Genomic DNA, 16,409 nt, shown 5'->3' on the forward strand with positions numbered 1-16,409 from the left:
TGGCGGCGCTGAGCGCGCTGGCCGGGATCATGCTGATCCCGTTCGCCGTGGTGGTCTTCAACGCGCTGAAGACGCCGGAGGAGTACACCGCCCATGGCCCGCTCGCCCCGCCGGAGGGGTTCCATCTCGAGGGGATCAGGGACTTCTGGGAGCGCGTCGGCTTCGGCCATGTCCTGCTCAACAGCCTGCTCATCAGCGGCTCGGTGGCCGTGCTCGCGGTCCTCTTGTCGGTGCTGAACGCCTACGCGCTGGGCATCGGCCGGATCAAGCTCCGGACGTGGGTGCTGGTCCTCTTGCTGATGGCCAACACGCTGCCGCAGGAGTCGCTGGTCTACCCGCTGTACACCCTGGCCAACAGGCTCGGGCTCTACGACACCCGGATCAGCGTCGTCATCGTGTTCACCGTCATCCAGAGCGCGTTCGGCACCTACCTGCTGTCGTCGGTGATGTCGGCGTTCCCCCGGCCGCTCCTGGACGCGGCGCGGATCGACGGCGCGAGCCGGTGGCAGATCCTGTGGCGGGTGGTCGTGCCGGTCGTGTGGCCCACGCTGACCGTGATGCTCGTCTTCTTCTTCATCTGGACCTGGAACGAGTTTTTGATCCCCCTCATCTTTCTCATCTCCAACGACAACCAGACGGTCTCGGTCGCGCTCGGCGTGCTGCAGGGGCAGCGGCTGATGGACGCCACCATGTCCAGCGCCGCCGCGCTGCTCGGCCTGCTGCCGACCGTCGTCTTCTTTCTCATCTTCCAGCGCACGCTGTCGCGCGGGCTCACAGCAGGAGCGATCAAGGAATGAAGTTCAGCGACGGTTACTGGATGATGCGCAAGGGCGTGCACGCGGCTTACCCGGCGGAGGTCCTCGACGTCGACGCCGGGCCGGCGTCGTTCGTCGTGCACGCGCCCGTCCAGCGGATCCGGCACCGCGGCGACCTGCTCAAGGGGCCGGTGGTGACCGTCTCCTGCGCATCCCCGATGCCGGGCGTCATCGGCGTCACCATCACGCACTTCGCGGGCGAGCGGCCGCGCGGCCCGGCGTTCGCGCTGGCCGCCGACCCGACCGGGGAGGTGACGGTGGACGAGGACGCGGCGACGCTGACCTCCGGCGCGCTGTCGGTGCGGGTCGGGCGCCGCGAGGGGTGGAGGCTGGACTTCCTGGCCGGGGGCCGCCGCCTCACCGGCAGCGCGCAGAAGGCGATGGCGATCATCGACACCGACGACGGCCGCCATTACGTGCGCGAGCAGCTCGACCTCGGCGTGGACCACTTCGTGTACGGCCTCGGCGAGCGGTTCGGGCCGCTGGTCAAGAACGGGCAGGCCGTGGACATCTGGAACGCCGACGGCGGCACGTCCAGCGAGCAGGCGTACAAGAACGTGCCGTTCTTCCTCACCAACGCGGGCTACGGCGTGTTCGTCGACCACCCCGGGCGCGTGTCGTTCGAGGTGGCCTCCGAGGCGATGGCGCGGACGCAGTTCAGCGTCGAGGGCCAATCGATGCGCTACTTCCTCATTTACGGGCCGACGCCGAGGGAGATCCTGCGCAAGTACACCGCGCTCACCGGGCGGCCCGCGCGGGTGCCGGCCTGGTCGTACGGGCTGTGGCTGTCCACCTCGTTCACCACCGATTATGACGAGGCGACCGTCACCTCGTTCATCGACGGGATGGCCGCGCGGGACCTGCCGCTCAGCGTGTTCCACTTCGACTGCTTCTGGATGCGCGAGTTCCGGTGGTGCGATTTCGAGTGGGACCCGCGCGTCTTCCCCGACCCGCGCGGGATGCTGCGCCGGCTCAAGGCGCGCGGCCTGCGCATCTGCGTCTGGATCAACCCCTACATCGGGCAGCGCTCGCCGCTGTTCGAGGAGGGCAGGGCGCGCGGCTACCTGCTGCGGCGCCCGAACGGCGACGTGTGGCAATGGGACCTGTGGCAGCCGGGCCTGGCCGTCGTCGACTTCACCAACCCCGAGGCCCGCGCGTGGTACGCCGAAAAGCTCGACGCGCTGCTCGACATGGGCGTCGACTGCTTCAAGACCGACTTCGGCGAGCGCATCCCCACCGACGTCGTCTACCACGACGGGTCCGACCCGGAACGCGCGCACAACTACTACGCTACCCTCTACAACCAGACGGTGTTCGAGCTCCTGCGCGCGCGGCGCGGGGAGGGCGAGGCGGTCGTGTTCGCCCGCTCGGCCACGGCGGGCGGGCAGCAGTTCCCGGTGCACTGGGGCGGCGACTGCGAGTCGACGTTCGAGGCGATGGGGGAGAGCCTGCGGGGCGGCCTGTCGCTCGGCATGTCGGGCTTCGGCTTCTGGAGCCACGACATCGGCGGGTTCGAGGGCACCCCCGACACGGCGCTGTTCAAACGGTGGATCGTGTTCGGGCTGCTGTCGTCGCACAGCCGGCTGCACGGGAGCCGCTCCTACCGGGTGCCATGGCTGTTCGACGAGGAGTCGGTGGAGGTGCTGCGGCGCTTCAGCCGGCTGAAGATGCGGCTGATGCCCTACCTGGCCGGGGCCGCGCGGCAGGCGTACGGCGAGGGCTTGCCGATGATGCGCGCGATGGTCGTCGAGTTCCCGGACGACCCGGCCTGCACGCACCTGGAGCGGCAGTACATGCTGGGCGACGACCTGCTCGTGGCGCCCGTCTTCTCCGCCGACGGGGAGGTCTCCTATTATGTGCCGCGCGGCGTGTGGACGCACTACCTCACGGGGGAGCGCGTCGAGGGCGGCCGCTGGGTGCGCGAGCGCCACGGGTTCGACAGCGTGCCGCTGCTCGTGCGTCCGGGGGCGGTGATCCCCGAGGGCGCGGTGGAGGACCGTCCCGACTACGACCATGCGAATGGGGTGACGCTGCGCGTGTACGAGCCGGCGGACGGCGCCAGCGTCACCACGGCGATCCCGGGCGCGGACGGGGACGCGGTCACGACGTTCACCACGTCCCGGCGCGGCCCGGTGGTGCGGGTGGAGGCCGCGGGCGCCCCGGGGGCCTGGAACGTTCTCCTCGTCAACCGCCGCGTCGTGGCCGTCGAAGGCGGGGAGAGCGCGGAGCACCCGCGGGGAGCGCTGGTCAGGGCGGCCGGCGGCGCGCTGGTCATCACGCTGGAAGAGAAGGGCTGAGCCACGGCACCCGGCCCCAGAGGAAACGACCGATGAAAAGATCTCGCTCAATCGCTGCTTCCGTTCCGTTCGTCATCGCGCTGGCGTTTCACCCCTCGGACGCGAGCGCGGGTGACACGCTGCCGTTCCAGGACCCCGGTCTGCCGATCGAGGTCCGCGTCCACGACCTCCTCGGCCGGCTCACGCTCGACGAGAAGCTCTCGCTCTTGCATCAGTTCCAGCCTGCCATTCCGCGGCTCGGCATCCCGGACTTCAAGGCCGGCACCGAGGCGCTGCATGGAGTGGCCTGGTCGACCGATCGCGACAACGGCGGCGCCGTCGTGACGGCGACCGGCACGGTGTTCCCCCAGGCGATCGGCCTGGCGACGACCTGGAACCCGGAGCTCATCCGGCAGGTCGGCGAGGCTGTCGGGGACGAGGTGCGCGGCTATCACGCGCTCGCCCCTCGCGTCTGGGGTCTGCAGGTATGGGCGCCCGTGGTCAACCTCCTGCGCGACCCGCGGTGGGGGCGCAACGAGGAGGGCTATTCCGAGGACCCGCTCCTCTCCGGTGTGATCGCCACCGCCTACGGGCGCGGCCTCGAGGGGGACGACCCGCTCTACCTGAAGACCGCGCCGGTCATCAAGCACTTCCTCGCCAACAACAACGAGATCCGCCGTGACACCACCTCGTCGAACCTGCGCCCGCGCGTGAAGCACGAGTATGACGAGCTGGCCTTCAAGATGCCCATCGCCGCCGACGCCGTGACCGGCGTCATGACCTCCTACAACCTGGTCAACGGCAGGCCGGCCACCGTCAACCCGGATGTCGGCGACGTCGTGCGGAGCTGGACGCAGAAGACGCTCTACAACGTGTCCGACGCCTGGGCGCCCTCCAACCTGACCAGCTCGCAGCGGTACTTCGCCACGAAGGAGGAGGCCTTCGCGGCGACGCTCCTGGCCGGCGTGGACAGCTTCACCGTCGACAACAACGACAGCGCGCCCACCCTCGAGACCCTCCGCTCGGCGCTCGCGCAAGGGCTCCTCGCCGAGGAGGACATCGACGCCTCCGTCGAGCACGTCCTCTCCGTCCGCCTCCGGCTCGGCGATTTCGATCCGGAGGGGGGGCCCTTCGCGGATATCGGGCCCGACGTCATCGACAGCCCGGCGCACCGCCAGCTGGCCCGCCGGGCCGCCGACGAGGCCATGGTGCTGCTCGAGAACAAGCGTCGCCTCCTGCCGCTCGACCCGTCGGCCACGCGGCGGATCGCGGTCGTCGGGCCGCTCTCGGACACGCTCTACACGGACTGGTACTCCGGGGCGCTCCCGTACCGGGTCACGCCCCTGGACGGCATCCGCGAGCGGCTCGGCGGCGCCACGATCCTCTCCAGCGAGGGCGTGGACCGGATCGTGCTGCGCGACGTCGCGAGCGGCCGTTACGTGACCGCCGGCGCGGATGCAGACGGGGACATCCTCCGCGTCAGCGCCGCCAGCGCGGGGCCCACCGAGGAGTTCGACGTGTTCGACTGGGGGCAGGGCATCGTCACGTTGCGGAGCGCGGCCAACGGCAAGGTGGTCGACCGTTTCAACTTCGGTGCCAACTTCGCGAACCGCGCCGCCCAGCCATACGACTGGTTCGTCCAGCAGCAGTTCGTCCTCGAGCCGCAGGGCGACGGCACGCATGTCATCCGCTACGCCGGATACGAGAAGGCGTTCGACTGGGCCGGCCCCGAGGTCTACCTGACCATCGCCGACGACGGCGCGCTCGCCCTGACCGCGACCGAGGCGGCCGACGCGGCGCGCTTCGAGGTCGACGTGGTCCGGAGCGGCGTCGAGGAAGCCGTGCGCGCGGCGACGGGCGCCGATGCCGCCGTGGTCGTCGTCGGCAGCATGCCGTTCATCAACGGGCGGGAGGATCACGACCGCACGACGATGGATCTGGCCGAGGGGCAATCCGCCCTGGTACGGGCGGTGCTCGCCGCCAACCCGCGCACCATCCTCGTGCTCGAGACGAGCTATCCGATGACCATCCCGTGGGAGAAGTCCCACGTCCCCGCCATCCTGTGGACCAACCACGCGGGCCAGGAGACGGGCCATGCCATCTCCGACGTCCTCTTCGGCGACCACAACCCTGCCGGGCGGCTGACCCAGACCTGGTACCGCTCGGCGGAGGACCTGCCGGACATCCTCGAGTACGACATCATCAAGGCCCGGCGGACGTATCTCTACTACGAAGGTGATCCGCTCTATCCGTTCGGGTACGGGCTGTCGTACGCGACGTTCGGGTACGACAACCTCCAGCTGAGCGCCCGGTCGGTCCAGGCCGGCGACACGATCTCGGTGCGCGTCGACGTCACGAACAGGAGCCTCCGGGCCGGCGACGAGGTCGTTCAGCTCTACAGCCGCCAGCCGTCGTCGCGCGATCCGCAGCCGGTCAAGCAGCTGCGGGCGTTTCGTCGGATCCACCTCGCGCCGGGCGAGAAGCGGACGGTCGAGCTCGATTTCGCCGCCTCCGACCTCGCCCACTGGGACGTGACGCGGGGCCGCTGGGTCCTGGAGCAGGCCGGCGTCGAGCTGATGGTCGGCTCCTCCTCGGTGGACATCCGCCGCCGCACGACCGTGCGCGTGCGCGGCGAGCACATCCCGGCGCGCGACCTCGCCCGCGAGACGCGGGCGATCGACTTCGACGACTACGCCGGCGTCGAGCTGGTCGACGAGAGCATGGAGTGGGGCGATGCCGTGGGCGCCAGCGCGGGCGACTGGCTCCGCTTCTCCGATGTGGAGCTGGGCAGCGGCGCCAGCCACTTCAGCGGCGGGTTCGCCCGCGCCGAGGCGGGCGACGCGCTCGTCGAGATCCGGCTCGACGATCCGGTCCGCGGCAAGCTGGTTGGGACCGCCGTCGTGCCGAGCACGGGCGACGTGTACGCCTACGCCACCGCGAACGCCGAGCTCGACGGCGCCTACGGGCGACGCGACGTCTACCTCGTGTTCCGTGGAGCCGCCCGCCTGTCGACCTTCGCGATCGACTGAGGGGCGGTTCGGCCAGCGCAGGGTCGGGCGCGGCCGTCTCGTCTTCATTCGTTGTCAGACCGCTCCGAGCTCCGGCGTATCTCTGGTGGTAGGTCGCCGTTCCATCACCAGAGGAAGGAGCTCCATGAAGTGCCATCGCGACGTGCTGGTCGTCTTTTGTGCCGCCTTGGGCGCAGCTGCCGCAGGGTCCGTACCTGCGCAGGCCCATGCCTCCGACGAGTTGCTGGCGGGGCCGGCCTCGCAGCCTGCACCGATGCTCGCATGGGAAGAGAATGCCGGCTGCCAGTCCTGTCACGAGGATGACCACGACGGTGATTCCTGGAACGCCCATGGCTGGGGCGCGGTGGAGGAGGGGCGGCTCCCGGTCGGCCAGCACGGGCGCCAAACCCTCGTCGTCCGCCCAGGCCAGTCGATCCAGGACGCCATCGACCAGGCGGACGACGGGGCCAGGATCCTCATCCTGCCAGGCGTGTACCGGGAGACGGCCGACGCGACCAACGGCCTGATCATCAACAAGAGCGGCATCTCGCTCATCGGGCTGAACAGGCCGACGGAGCGCGTCGTCCTCGAGAACGCCGGCAGCCAGCGCAACGGGATCGTCGTCGTGCCCAGCGAGCGCAACGACTGCATGGGCTGCCATGAGAGCATGGCGCCGCCGTTCGCGCTCAAGCCCGGCATCGACAGCGCGATGACCGACAGCGAGCCGGTCCTGTACGACGTCGAGATCCGCGGCATCACCATCCGCGACTTCTCCAACAACGGCCTGTTCACGGAGCGCGTCGACGGCTTCCGGATCGTGGACGTCCACTCGGACAACAACAAGAATTACGGGATCTTTCCCACGCAATCGCGCAACGGGCTCATCGCGCTGAGCAAGGCCACGGGGGCCAACGACAGCGGCATCTGGATCGAGACCTCCGAGAGCGTCCTGGTCACGCACAACCTGGTCGAGAACAACACCAACGGCTTCGAGACGTCCAACAGCGACGATGTCGACCTGACCTACAACGTGGCCAGGAACAACTCCGTGGGGATCTCGGTCCTGCTGTTGCCGGGCATCTTCGACGTCCGGGCGGGCTCCAAGCGCGTCAACGCTCGCGGCAACTACGTATACGACAACAACAGGCCGAACACGGCGCGGCCGGGGAGCATCCTCTCGTCCGTCCATCCCGGGTCGGGCATTCTCTATGTCGGCGTGGACGAATCGGAGATCTCGGGCAACCAGGTCTTCGGCAACGATCTCACGGGCATTGCCATCGCGGACTACTGTGTGCTGGTCAGCGGCGCCCCGGGCCGCGACTGCCAGACGGATCCGTCTGTCACCGTTCCTTACCTGCTGGACCAGGACGCCCGCGACAACCACGTGGTAGGCAACACGGCGATGGACAACGGCCTGAGCCCGGGATCGCCGGCCGAGAACCCTTTCTTCTTCGTCGCGAGCGACCTGACGTTGCTCACCCAGCCGGACACGCACGGCAACTGCTTCGAGGACAACGCGTTCGACACGTTCTTCTCGCTGATCGGGCTGTCCGCTCCGCCCGGGTGCGACTAGCACCAAGCGTCCCGGAGCCCTTCGGAGCGTTCACCCACCACTTCCGCCTGGGCTGCCCGCCGCGCCGCTCAACGCTCCAGCGCCGCGCGCGGCGCGAGCACGCGGCGCGGCGTCCACAGCATGACCACGGCGGCGACCACGCAGTAGACGGCCGCGGAGCCGTGGACCATCAGCGCGTAGGGGATGCTGCAACGACCGCTCGTGCTCGTCACCAGGAAGTCGACGAGCGGCATCACGCTGGAGGCGAGGGTGACGACGCCGAGCGCCGTGCGCATCCGCAGCGCGAGCAGACCCACGAACATGAGGCCGATCCCGAGATCGCGGCCCGCCTTGATGTGGAGAAAGACGGCGTCTCCGGCGTCGAGGAGCGGGAGGCCGAAGCCCTGAGCCGCCGCGATTGGCTGGGCGAAGCCGTTCACCGCGAGGAACAGCATGAACGCGCCGCCCAGCGCGCCGAGGATGAACGACGGCGAGGTGGGCTTCCAGGGCGACGATTGCTCCAAAGGTTCACGTTTCACGATCCGCCTCCTCCGATACGGCATCACCACCCTTGCGGTGCGCGAGCCGCTCGATGCGGGAGAGTGTGGGGATCGTCGCCGCCACGGGCCATCGCTCCGGCTCTCGATGTTTTGTCTGAAGCGCTCACGGCGCGATCGTTCGGGAGAAGGGTGCTACCGTGGCGTTCCATGAACGAGGGCGCGGTGCACGATGTGCTGGGAAGGGTGCTGGAGCTGACGCACCTGCGCGGCCGGGTCTACTGCCACTCGTCGGCGCGGGCGCCGTGGGGGATCTGCTTCGACGCGTCCGCGGACGCGCTCTTCCACCTGGTCACGGCCGGCACGTGCTGGCTCTTCCTCGGCGAGCAGCGGGTCGCGCTCGGGCCGGGCGACGTGGTGCTCCTGCCGCGCGGCAGCGCGCACGCGCTCGCCGATCACGCGCGGAGCCGGCGGATACCGCTCGCGGCGTGGCTCGCGGCGCGCGGGACCGTCGACCACCGCATGCGCCTCGGCGACGGCCAGGGCGCGGAGACGCAGGTGCTCTGCGGGGTGTACGCGTTCGACGTCCCCGGCGCCCGCCACCCGGCGCTGCGCGTGCTGCCCGAGCTGGTCCACATCCCAGCGAAGAAGACGCGCGGAAGGCCCGAGCTCGCCGAGACCATCGCCGGCCTGACGCGCGAGCACGATCGCGCGGATCTCGGCCAATCCCTTGTGGTGTCGCGGCTCCTCGACGTGCTCTTCGTGCAGCTCCTCCGCGCCTGGGTCGACGATCAGCCCGCCGGCGGCGCCGGCTGGCTGGGCGCGCTGCGCGATTCGCTCGTCGCCGCTGCGCTCTCGCGCCTTCACGAGGACCTCGCCGCGCCCTGGGACGTCGCGACGCTGGCGGCGAAGCTCGGGACCTCCCGGCCCACGCTGGCGCGCCGCTTCGTGGCCGAGGTGGGTCTCTCCCCGCTCGCGTACCTGACCCAGGCGCGCATGCACGAGGCCGCGAGGTTGGTGCGCGAGACCGATCGATCGCTCACCGAGATCGCCGAGGCGGTGGGCTACACCTCGGTGTCCGCCTTCAACCGCGCCTTCCACCGCGAGCACGGGACGCCGCCCGGCGCGTTCCGCAAGGCGTGAGCGACGGAACCACCCGAAGGACGCGCGCACGACGGAGGAAGACATGGCGAGAGAACGCACGCAGCGAGCCGCGACCGTCGGCGTCGCCGAGCACGGCAACTCGGCGGTGCTCGTCACCGTCGCGCACGGCGGTGAGCTCCTCGATCGCCGGCGCGTCGACCTCACCGATCCCGGTCTGCCGACGCACCCGCATCACCACGAAGGGTCGTGGGCAGTTGGCCGTTACCTCGACAGCCCGTGGGCGCGGCCGATTTCGCTCGCCGACGCCGTGGCGCTCGTCGAGCGCGTGCGCGCGTCCGCGGTGCGCGGCGCGCGCGAGGGCCTCGAGGCGCTGGCCGCAGCGGTGCCCGCGCGGATCGCGAGCATCGCGATCCGCGCGTGTCCCGCGCTTCCGCCGACGACCGAGGAGCGGATCGCCGACAATCGCGCGCAGACCGTCGCCGATTCCGTCATGTATCGCGAGGCCCTCGCGGCCGCCGCCGAGGCGCGCGGCTGGTCCGTGCATTGGTACGACCGCGAGCGCGTGTTCCTCGAAGCGGCGGCGGCGCTCGGCCTCGAGGATGCCGGCCCTTTCCTGCACGCGATGGGCCGATCGAGCGGACCGCCGTGGCAAGCGAAGCACAAGCTCGCGGCGGCTGCGGCGCTCGCGGCACAAGCCTTCAGCCCGCGGCCAGCCCGCAAGGTCGACCCGAATGCCCCGTGAGCTATCGTCCAGACTTGCAGCGATCGTGGAAGCCCTGCCCTTGAGGCCAGGGCTTCGCGTCCTGGAGATCGGTTGTGGCCCCGGCGTCGCGGCGCGCGCTGTCGCCAGGCGGATCGGCGATGGGCATGTTCTGGCGATCGACCGCTCCGCCAAGGCGATCGCGCAGGCCATGGCGGGGTCGGAGGCTGAGCTGGCCTCTGGCCGGTTGCGCTTTCGCCATGCGGCGATCGAGGAATTCGAGCTGGAGGAGGGGGAGAGGCCCTATGACATTGCGTTCGCGGTTCGGGTCGGCGCGCTCGACGGCCGTCACCCGGAGGCTGGGCGTATCGCCAGGCAGCGGATCCGCAGCGCCTTGCGCGAGGGGGGCCGCCTTTACATCGATGGAGGCGATCCGCTTCTTGAGGTCTCCCTCGACGGTTAGTCTGGAGCGCCCGGGCCCGGCAAGCCGTTCCACGCCGGCAGGTCCCTGATCAAGCGCCGATCACGGCGGCCCTGCCCGACGAGCCGTGTGTCACGTGCCCCACGCCGACCCGAGCCCGCCGACGTCACCCGCCATGCTGGCCGCGCTCGGCTGCCAGGTCCATGATGCTGCCCTGTCGACCACCCCGGCGCACCAAGCTGCCGGGCGCGCTCGTGCGGTGATGCGCGCCGCCGGATGGCCGCATCGGTGCTCGGCGAGGCGCCGGCGCCAAGGGGGGCTTGGCTTCGAAGGCCCTTTATGCGAACCTTCGACAAGGATGTTCTCTGGAGCTGCCGATGACTCTGGCCGATGCTGAGACCGGCCGGCGTCGGACGAATCGCGCTGGGTGGACCGCGGCGTATGGCCCGTCACCAGCGCGGGGAGGAAACCTTGAAGGCCAGCGAGCTCGATCTTAGCAAAGTCCTGGAATTTCAGCCTGCGTTGGGCAAGATCCTCCTCGGCAATGACCGGATGTTGCTCTTCCGGCAGGACGCCTTCGCCTCGCTGCGTAAGCTGCTTTACGAGCAGCTCGGCGAGACGATGGCCCGTGCGATGCTCATGCAGTTTGGTCACCGGTGCGGGGCGGGAGATCACGAGTCAATATCGTCTCAATATCCCTGGGATACGGAGCTCGACGAGCTGGCGGCCGGGCCCATGATGCACAACTGGGAGGGCATCGTCAGCGTCGAGGTGTCGACGATCGATTTCGACAGGCAGACCGGCCGGTTTCACCTGATGGCTCGCTGGCGTAACTCCTACGAGGCCGACGTGCACGTCCGGACGTTCGGGCCGTCGTCGAGCCCGGTGTGCCACTCGCTCACGGGCTATGCCAGCGGCTGGTGCTCGTCCTTCCTCGGCGCGCCGGCGCTCGCGATCGAGCACGCGTGCGCCGGGATGGGGGCGCCCGAGTGTCGGGTCGAGATCCGGACCCCGGACGCGTGGGGCCCCGAGGCAGACCCGTGGAAGCAGTCGCTGGCCGCCACCAACTACTCCATCGCGCGCGAGCTCGAGGACAAGCTCATGACGATCGAGCGCCAGCGGGCAGCCATCTCCGCGCTCTCCACGCCGATCATCAAGGTGTGGGACGGCGTCCTCGCGCTGCCGCTCATCGGCGTGATGGACTCGGCGCGGGCGGCGCAGGTCACCGAGGCCCTCCTCGAGGCCGTCGTCCAGAGCGGATCGCGCTACATCCTCCTCGACCTCACCGGAATCGATGTCGTCGATACCACGACGGCAAACCACTTCGTGAAGATCATCCGAGCCGTCGCGCTGCTCGGGGCCAAGCTCATCGTCACCGGCATCGCGCCCCCGGTGGCGAAGACCGTGGTGGGCATGGGCGTGGACCTCGACCGCGTGCAGACGCTGGCAACGCTGGAGGACGGGCTGAAGGCGTGCATCCTGCAGATGAGCTGACCGTACGACACCGCGGGTTCCAGAGCAGCCAGCGCAGGGTCGCGTGGATGTACGAAGCGTGCGGGGCTGCTCGGCGTCGTGAGGGCAGGCCTCGGCGCAGGGTCTACGGAAACTCGCGCACCTTGACCGCGCGTGTCGTGCCCGGGTAGGCGTCGTTGTAGTGCTCCACCCCATAAAGCAGGATCTCGCCGTCGGGATCCACATAGGTCCCGGCCCCTGCATCGAAGGCGCAGTAGCGCTTGTTGCCCGTGGCCGCGCTGCTGCAGGACATGTGTCGGCTGGCCACCTCGGTGAAGCTGGGCACGAAGCTCGTGCCGAGGTCCACACGCCACAGGTCGACCCAGTCCTCGTCATACCATTTGTTCCTGTGCGTGCCCGCGACGAAGAGCTGCCCGTCGCACTGGGTCACGAGCTGCAGGCCCTGGTATTCCGCGCCGCCGAAGGGCGTCGAGGCGCTCGCCTGCGACACCCAGGTGGAGCTCGAGCTGCCGAAATAGGGCATCGCCGCCTCCGAGGACACGAACACCTCGACGTCGTCCGAGTTGTGGCCAAAGACGAGCGCGAGGTAGCGGCCTGAGGAGAGCAGCGTGAGGCTCGCCGCTCCCGCGTTGACCGTCTGGCCGCGCGCTCGCAAGACCAGCGGGCTCCACTGGGGGTTCGAGGGGTTCGACATCCTGGCGATGCGAAAGCCCGCCGTCGCCTGGTCGTCGCTCTTCTCGAACGGCACGATGACGTAATCGCCGCTCACCTGGAGGCCGCCCGAGTGATCGTACGGCATCCCCGAGTCGTCGGGCTGGTAGCGCACGATCGCGTCGCTGCAGGACGGGAGCCGGGAGGGAGACGCGTTCCGGCCCAAGAGCCACGGGTTGTTGCTCAGCGAGCCGAGGCGCACGACCTCGAAGCCCGGGCGCGCGCCCCCCTGGACCGAGGTCGTCACCAGGAGATAGTTGTAGTCACGCGCGAGCCGCTGGATGCCCTGGTGGTGAATGAGCCCGGCGCCCGTCGTGGGGGCGACCGCGCTGCAGGCGTCGCTGCCGCTGCGGTAGGCCATGACATAGTTCGGGTCGTAGAGCGCGTTGATGCTGCTGGCGGCGTCGTTCACGCAGCGGTTCGTGTAGGGGTTCGCGTGGTCGGTGTGGGCCCAGCCCCAATGGGAGCTCAGCCCCTCGGAGGCCACGCCAATGTCGTCGAGCGCTGGCTCGGCTGTGCTCTCCTCCGTCCCACAGGCGACGAGAGACAGTACGCCGGCTGCCGCTGCAGCGAGCTTCCAGATCCTGGAGTGGAGACTGCGTTCATCAATCTTCATGGAGTCCTCGGCGAGAGAGATGTACCGGGCATGAAAGCAAGTCGGTTGACGTTCACGCGGTTCGTACGTGTTGCAGCGCTCATGCCAGGATGGCCGCGCGCGGCGTCTGCCAGCGATTTCTGCGAGGCGTCGAGCCCGATCACCCCCGGCGAGCCGGCCGGCGGCGCGCCACCGCCGAGCTCCAGCGCTCCTCGGCTTCGCGCGACGAGCCACCCCTGCGCGGGTTGAGCAACAACGGCGCAACGCGCGCGCGACCCTCCGCCGGCCATCGCAGCTCGGCCGAATGCGTGGCGCGCGGCCGTTCCCGACGGGCCCAGCTACGGATAGCTGACCGTGATCTCGGCGAGGAACGTCCTGCCGTTCTGCCGGCTCGTGGACGAGAGGTAGGTCTCCGCGGCCGGGTAGTCGTACCGCGTGTCCATCGCGTTGTAGAGGCCGAGCACGTAGCGCGTGTGAAAGCGCTGGAGCTCGCCGGACACCGTGAGATCCGCGACGATGGCGCCCCGGGTCTCGCCGCCCGCGCTGCGGGAGATCCGCCGGGGCGCCTCCAGGTTGATCCGCAGCGCGGCGGCGGCGAGCCGCGCCACCACCGGGACGACGCCGCGGAACGACGCGAGGTGCTCCGGGGCGTTGATGAGCCGCCCTCCGCCCCCTTGCTGGGCGCGCTGGTAGCCGTACATCGCCGCGAGCATCCAGCCTTGCCGCCACTCGCGGCGGAGCTCGACGTCGCCCCCCACGAGGAACGCGCCTCGCTTGCTGTTCGCGTAGCGCTGCAGCCCGTCGTGCTCCTCGAGGGAGATCCGGTCCGACAGCAGGCTCGCGTGAACGGCGCCGAGCGCGATCCAGGCGTCGCCGATGCGCTGCGTGTACTCGACCTCGGCGGAATGGAGGGACTCCGGCTCGAGCTTGAGGCCCGCCGTGGGGTCGACGGCGGGCACCTGCGTCTCACCGTCCTCGTAGTACTGCTCGGAGACGCTCGGCGCGCGGAAGGCGCTCCCGCCCATGATCTTCAGCACGCCCCCGGGCCCGGGCCGGAAGATGACCGCGGCGCGCGGGACGAAGATGGGCCCGAACGTGCTGTAGACGTCCAGGCGCGCGCCCGCCGAGAAGCGCACCCAGGGCGCGGGCGAGCCGTCGAGGATGAGGTACCCGGCGCCGAAGCCGAACGGCTCGCGCTTCGTGCGGACGCGCCCGTCCGCGAAGACGCCGCGCAGCGTCGCCTCGGGGTGCCCCTGCACCTCGCCGCCCCCGGTGACCCGGAGCCCGGGGAGCGGCGTCCACGCCGCCCGGAGCTCGGCGCCCAGCCAGGTGCCGTGCTGCTGCTCGAAGATCGTCGCCTCGTCGAACCGGTACACCCCGCGCCAGACGAAGCGGTTCACGTGGCCGCGCGCCATGAACTGCAGGTCGGGCGCGGGCCGCGGCTCGTAGCGCACCTCGGCCATCATGTGCGCGTCGTCGTAGGTCGTCCCCAGGTCGTTGAGCCGCGTGCCCACGTAGCCGGTCGGGATGCGCTGCTCGCGCGTGTGGTACATCCACTGCGCCGTGAACGGCCCGTACCAGGCGCGCCCGGAGGTGCCGCCGGCCCGGAACGTCTCGGCGCGCTCGGCGATCGGCACGGGCGGGCCGCCCCGGGGGTCCCGCAGGGCGACCGGCACGTCGAACCCGTCGGAGCGGGCGCCGGTGACGCTCGCCCGCACGCCCGCGTCCGGGCCAGCGTTGACGTGGAACCCGGCGCGCGCGTGGGCCACGCCGTCGTAGTAGGTGCCGGCCGCCACGTGCGCGCCCGTGGGCTCGTCGCGGCCGCGCGGCACGAGGTTGACGATGCCGGAGAGGGCCCCCGTGCCGTAGAGCAGCGAGCCCGGGCCGCGGACGACCTCGATGTGGTCCACGTCGTGGAGGTCGTCGCGCGCGTCCGAGCCCACGAACGAGGCGTTGAGGACGTTGTCGTTCGTCGAGTGCCCGTCGGAGAGGACGAGGAGCCGGTTGCCGTAGTCGAGCGGCTCGCCGAGCCCGCGGATCCCGGCCGAGTAGACAACGTGGTCGTTCGAGAGGTAGACGCCGCGCGTGCCGCGCAGCGCCTCGGCGATGGTCGGGTACCCGAAGGCGCGCAGCTCCTGCTGCTCGATGACGCTGATGGAGGCGGGCGCGTCCTCGACCCGCTCGAGGACGCGCGAGGCCGACGACACCTCGCGGATCGGCTCCAGCGCGAGGTCGCGCAGCGCCGCCTGCTGGCCGGCGGCGACCTCGATCGTCCGCTCGACGGGCGCGAAGCCGCGCAGGCTGACGCGCACCCGGCGCCGGCCCACGGGGACGCCCTGGATCACGGAGGGCGTGAAGCCCATCGGCCGGCCGTCGATCTCGACGAGGGCGTCGGGCTCGCTGGCGCGCACGAGGATCGAGCCCGTGAGCGGGCTGAGCGTCGCCGTGATCGGCACGGTCTCGTGCGCGGCGACGGTCAGCGGCTGCGGCGCCGCCTGGTAGCCGGCGCGCGAGAAATAGAGCACGTGGCGGCCCGGCGGCAGGTCGAGGTCGCAGGGCGCGGCGCAGGCGGGCGGCGCGCCCTCGCTGTCGACGTGGACCGTGGCCTCGCTCGCGCCGCGCACGTCCACCCGGACCGTGCCCACGATGCGGCGGAGCACGATGAGCACCTCCTTGGTCTGCCCGAGCTTCACCGCGGCGTCCTCGACCGCCACGGGCTCGTAGCCCGCGAGCTCGACGAGGATCCGGTAGCGGCCCTCGGCCAGGGCGAGCCGGCGCGGCGCCGTGCCGCGGGCGCCGAGGTCCTTGCGATCGACGTAGATCGTGGCGCCCGGCGGCGACGTGACGATCTGCAGCACGGCGACGCGCGGCGCGATCCGCTCGAGCGCGGCCTGCGCCTCGGCGACGATCTCCGGGTCGGTCTCGCCCTCGAGCGCGTCGTCGTAGTACCGGTGCGCGTCCGCGAAGCGGCCCAGCTCCTCGTAGGTGAGCGCGATGTTGAAGACGACGTTCCGGTTCGGCACGAGCCGGTTGGACGCGAGGAAATGCTCGAGGGCCGCGCGGTACTGCCCCTTCTTGTAGCTGTCGCGGCCGAGCTCGAAGTGGAGGTCGGCCTCGTCGGCCTGTCCCTCGCCGTCGGCGCGGGCGGCGGGGGCGTGGAGCAGCGCGCCCGCGAGGAGGGGCAGCGCCGCGAGATAAGACCGGCGAGCGCGCCGCCGAGAGCGCGCGCGCGTGCTCGAGGGCGCGCTCGGCATGCC

General features: G+C 70.5%; 11 protein-coding genes. 8 read left to right on the top strand and 3 right to left on the bottom strand.

Going from position 1 to position 16,409, the window contains the following annotated elements; translation table 11 throughout:
- Window positions 1-29: 29 nt before the first annotated feature.
- From WME83_RS13155 to WME83_RS13170, 4 genes are all read left to right on the top strand, one after another.
- Window positions 30-797 (top strand): carbohydrate ABC transporter permease, encoded by a 768-nt coding sequence (locus WME83_RS13155; protein ID WP_437321994.1) that lies wholly within the window; start codon window positions 30-32, stop codon window positions 795-797.
- Window positions 794-3,112: an alpha-xylosidase gene (gene yicI, locus WME83_RS13160; RefSeq protein ID WP_437319626.1), complete on the top strand. Its 2,319-nt coding sequence runs from the start codon at window positions 794-796 to the stop codon at window positions 3,110-3,112. Before WME83_RS13155 ends, yicI begins: the two co-directional genes overlap by 4 nt.
- Window positions 3,113-3,144: 32 nt before the next feature.
- Window positions 3,145-6,120, top strand: coding sequence for a glycoside hydrolase family 3 C-terminal domain-containing protein (locus WME83_RS13165; RefSeq protein WP_437319627.1), 2,976 nt, complete (start codon window positions 3,145-3,147; stop codon window positions 6,118-6,120).
- 124 nt (window positions 6,121-6,244) lie between these two features.
- Window positions 6,245-7,672 carry a right-handed parallel beta-helix repeat-containing protein gene (locus tag WME83_RS13170; RefSeq protein ID WP_437319628.1) on the top strand — a complete coding sequence of 476 codons (1,428 nt, stop codon included), beginning with the start codon at window positions 6,245-6,247 and terminating at the stop codon, window positions 7,670-7,672.
- 68 nt (window positions 7,673-7,740) lie between these two features.
- Here WME83_RS13170 and WME83_RS13175 read toward each other — a convergent pair whose 3' ends face one another.
- Window positions 7,741-8,190 (bottom strand): DUF4267 domain-containing protein, encoded by a 450-nt coding sequence (locus tag WME83_RS13175; RefSeq protein ID WP_437319629.1) that lies wholly within the window; start codon window positions 8,188-8,190, stop codon window positions 7,741-7,743.
- 183 nt (window positions 8,191-8,373) lie between these two features.
- Here WME83_RS13175 and WME83_RS13180 point away from each other — a divergent pair, with 183 nt between their 5' ends.
- The 4 genes from WME83_RS13180 (at window position 8,374) to WME83_RS13195 (ending at window position 11,867) form a co-directional block, all read left to right on the top strand.
- Entirely contained in the window at window positions 8,374-9,291 is a 918-nt protein-coding gene (locus tag WME83_RS13180) for a cupin domain-containing protein (RefSeq protein ID WP_437319630.1), read from the top strand.
- Between the two features lie 268 nt (window positions 9,292-9,559).
- Window positions 9,560-9,994, top strand: coding sequence for a hypothetical protein (locus tag WME83_RS13185; protein WP_437319631.1), 435 nt, complete (start codon window positions 9,560-9,562; stop codon window positions 9,992-9,994).
- Window positions 9,984-10,415, top strand: a complete 432-nt coding sequence (locus WME83_RS13190; RefSeq protein WP_437319632.1) for an SAM-dependent methyltransferase — start codon at window positions 9,984-9,986, stop codon at window positions 10,413-10,415. The genes WME83_RS13185 and WME83_RS13190 overlap by 11 nt, the downstream gene beginning before the upstream one ends.
- A 348-nt stretch (window positions 10,416-10,763) precedes the next feature.
- Entirely contained in the window at window positions 10,764-11,867 is a 1,104-nt protein-coding gene (locus WME83_RS13195) for a XylR N-terminal domain-containing protein (RefSeq protein ID WP_437319633.1), read from the top strand.
- 103 nt (window positions 11,868-11,970) lie between these two features.
- Here WME83_RS13195 and WME83_RS13200 read toward each other — a convergent pair whose 3' ends face one another.
- Together WME83_RS13200 and WME83_RS13205 are read right to left on the bottom strand one after the other, a co-directional pair.
- Window positions 11,971-13,044: a hypothetical protein gene (locus WME83_RS13200; RefSeq protein ID WP_437319634.1), complete on the bottom strand. Its 1,074-nt coding sequence runs from the start codon at window positions 13,042-13,044 to the stop codon at window positions 11,971-11,973.
- 446 nt (window positions 13,045-13,490) lie between these two features.
- A complete protein-coding gene (locus WME83_RS13205) occupies window positions 13,491-16,406 on the bottom strand; it encodes a TonB-dependent receptor domain-containing protein (RefSeq protein ID WP_437319635.1) in 2,916 nt (971 codons plus the stop codon).
- Between the last annotated feature and the right edge of the window lie 3 nt (window positions 16,407-16,409).

The sequence above is a fragment of the Sorangium sp. So ce385 genome (genome assembly GCF_051474135.1).
Taxonomy (GTDB): domain Bacteria; phylum Myxococcota_A; class Polyangia; order Polyangiales; family Polyangiaceae; genus Sorangium; species Sorangium cellulosum_D.

Coding starts and splice junctions, on each gene's coding strand:
- WME83_RS13155 (WP_437321994.1), top strand. CDS start 30: ATGCTGATCCCGTTCGCCGTGGTGGTCTTCAACGCGCTGAAGACGCCG.
- yicI (WP_437319626.1), top strand. CDS start 794: ATGAAGTTCAGCGACGGTTACTGGATGATGCGCAAGGGCGTGCACGCG.
- WME83_RS13165 (WP_437319627.1), top strand. CDS start 3,145: ATGAAAAGATCTCGCTCAATCGCTGCTTCCGTTCCGTTCGTCATCGCG.
- WME83_RS13170 (WP_437319628.1), top strand. CDS start 6,245: ATGAAGTGCCATCGCGACGTGCTGGTCGTCTTTTGTGCCGCCTTGGGC.
- WME83_RS13190 (WP_437319632.1), top strand. CDS start 9,984: ATGCCCCGTGAGCTATCGTCCAGACTTGCAGCGATCGTGGAAGCCCTG.
- WME83_RS13195 (WP_437319633.1), top strand. CDS start 10,764: ATGCTGAGACCGGCCGGCGTCGGACGAATCGCGCTGGGTGGACCGCGG.
- WME83_RS13205 (WP_437319635.1), bottom strand. CDS start 16,406: ATGCCGAGCGCGCCCTCGAGCACGCGCGCGCGCTCTCGGCGGCGCGCT.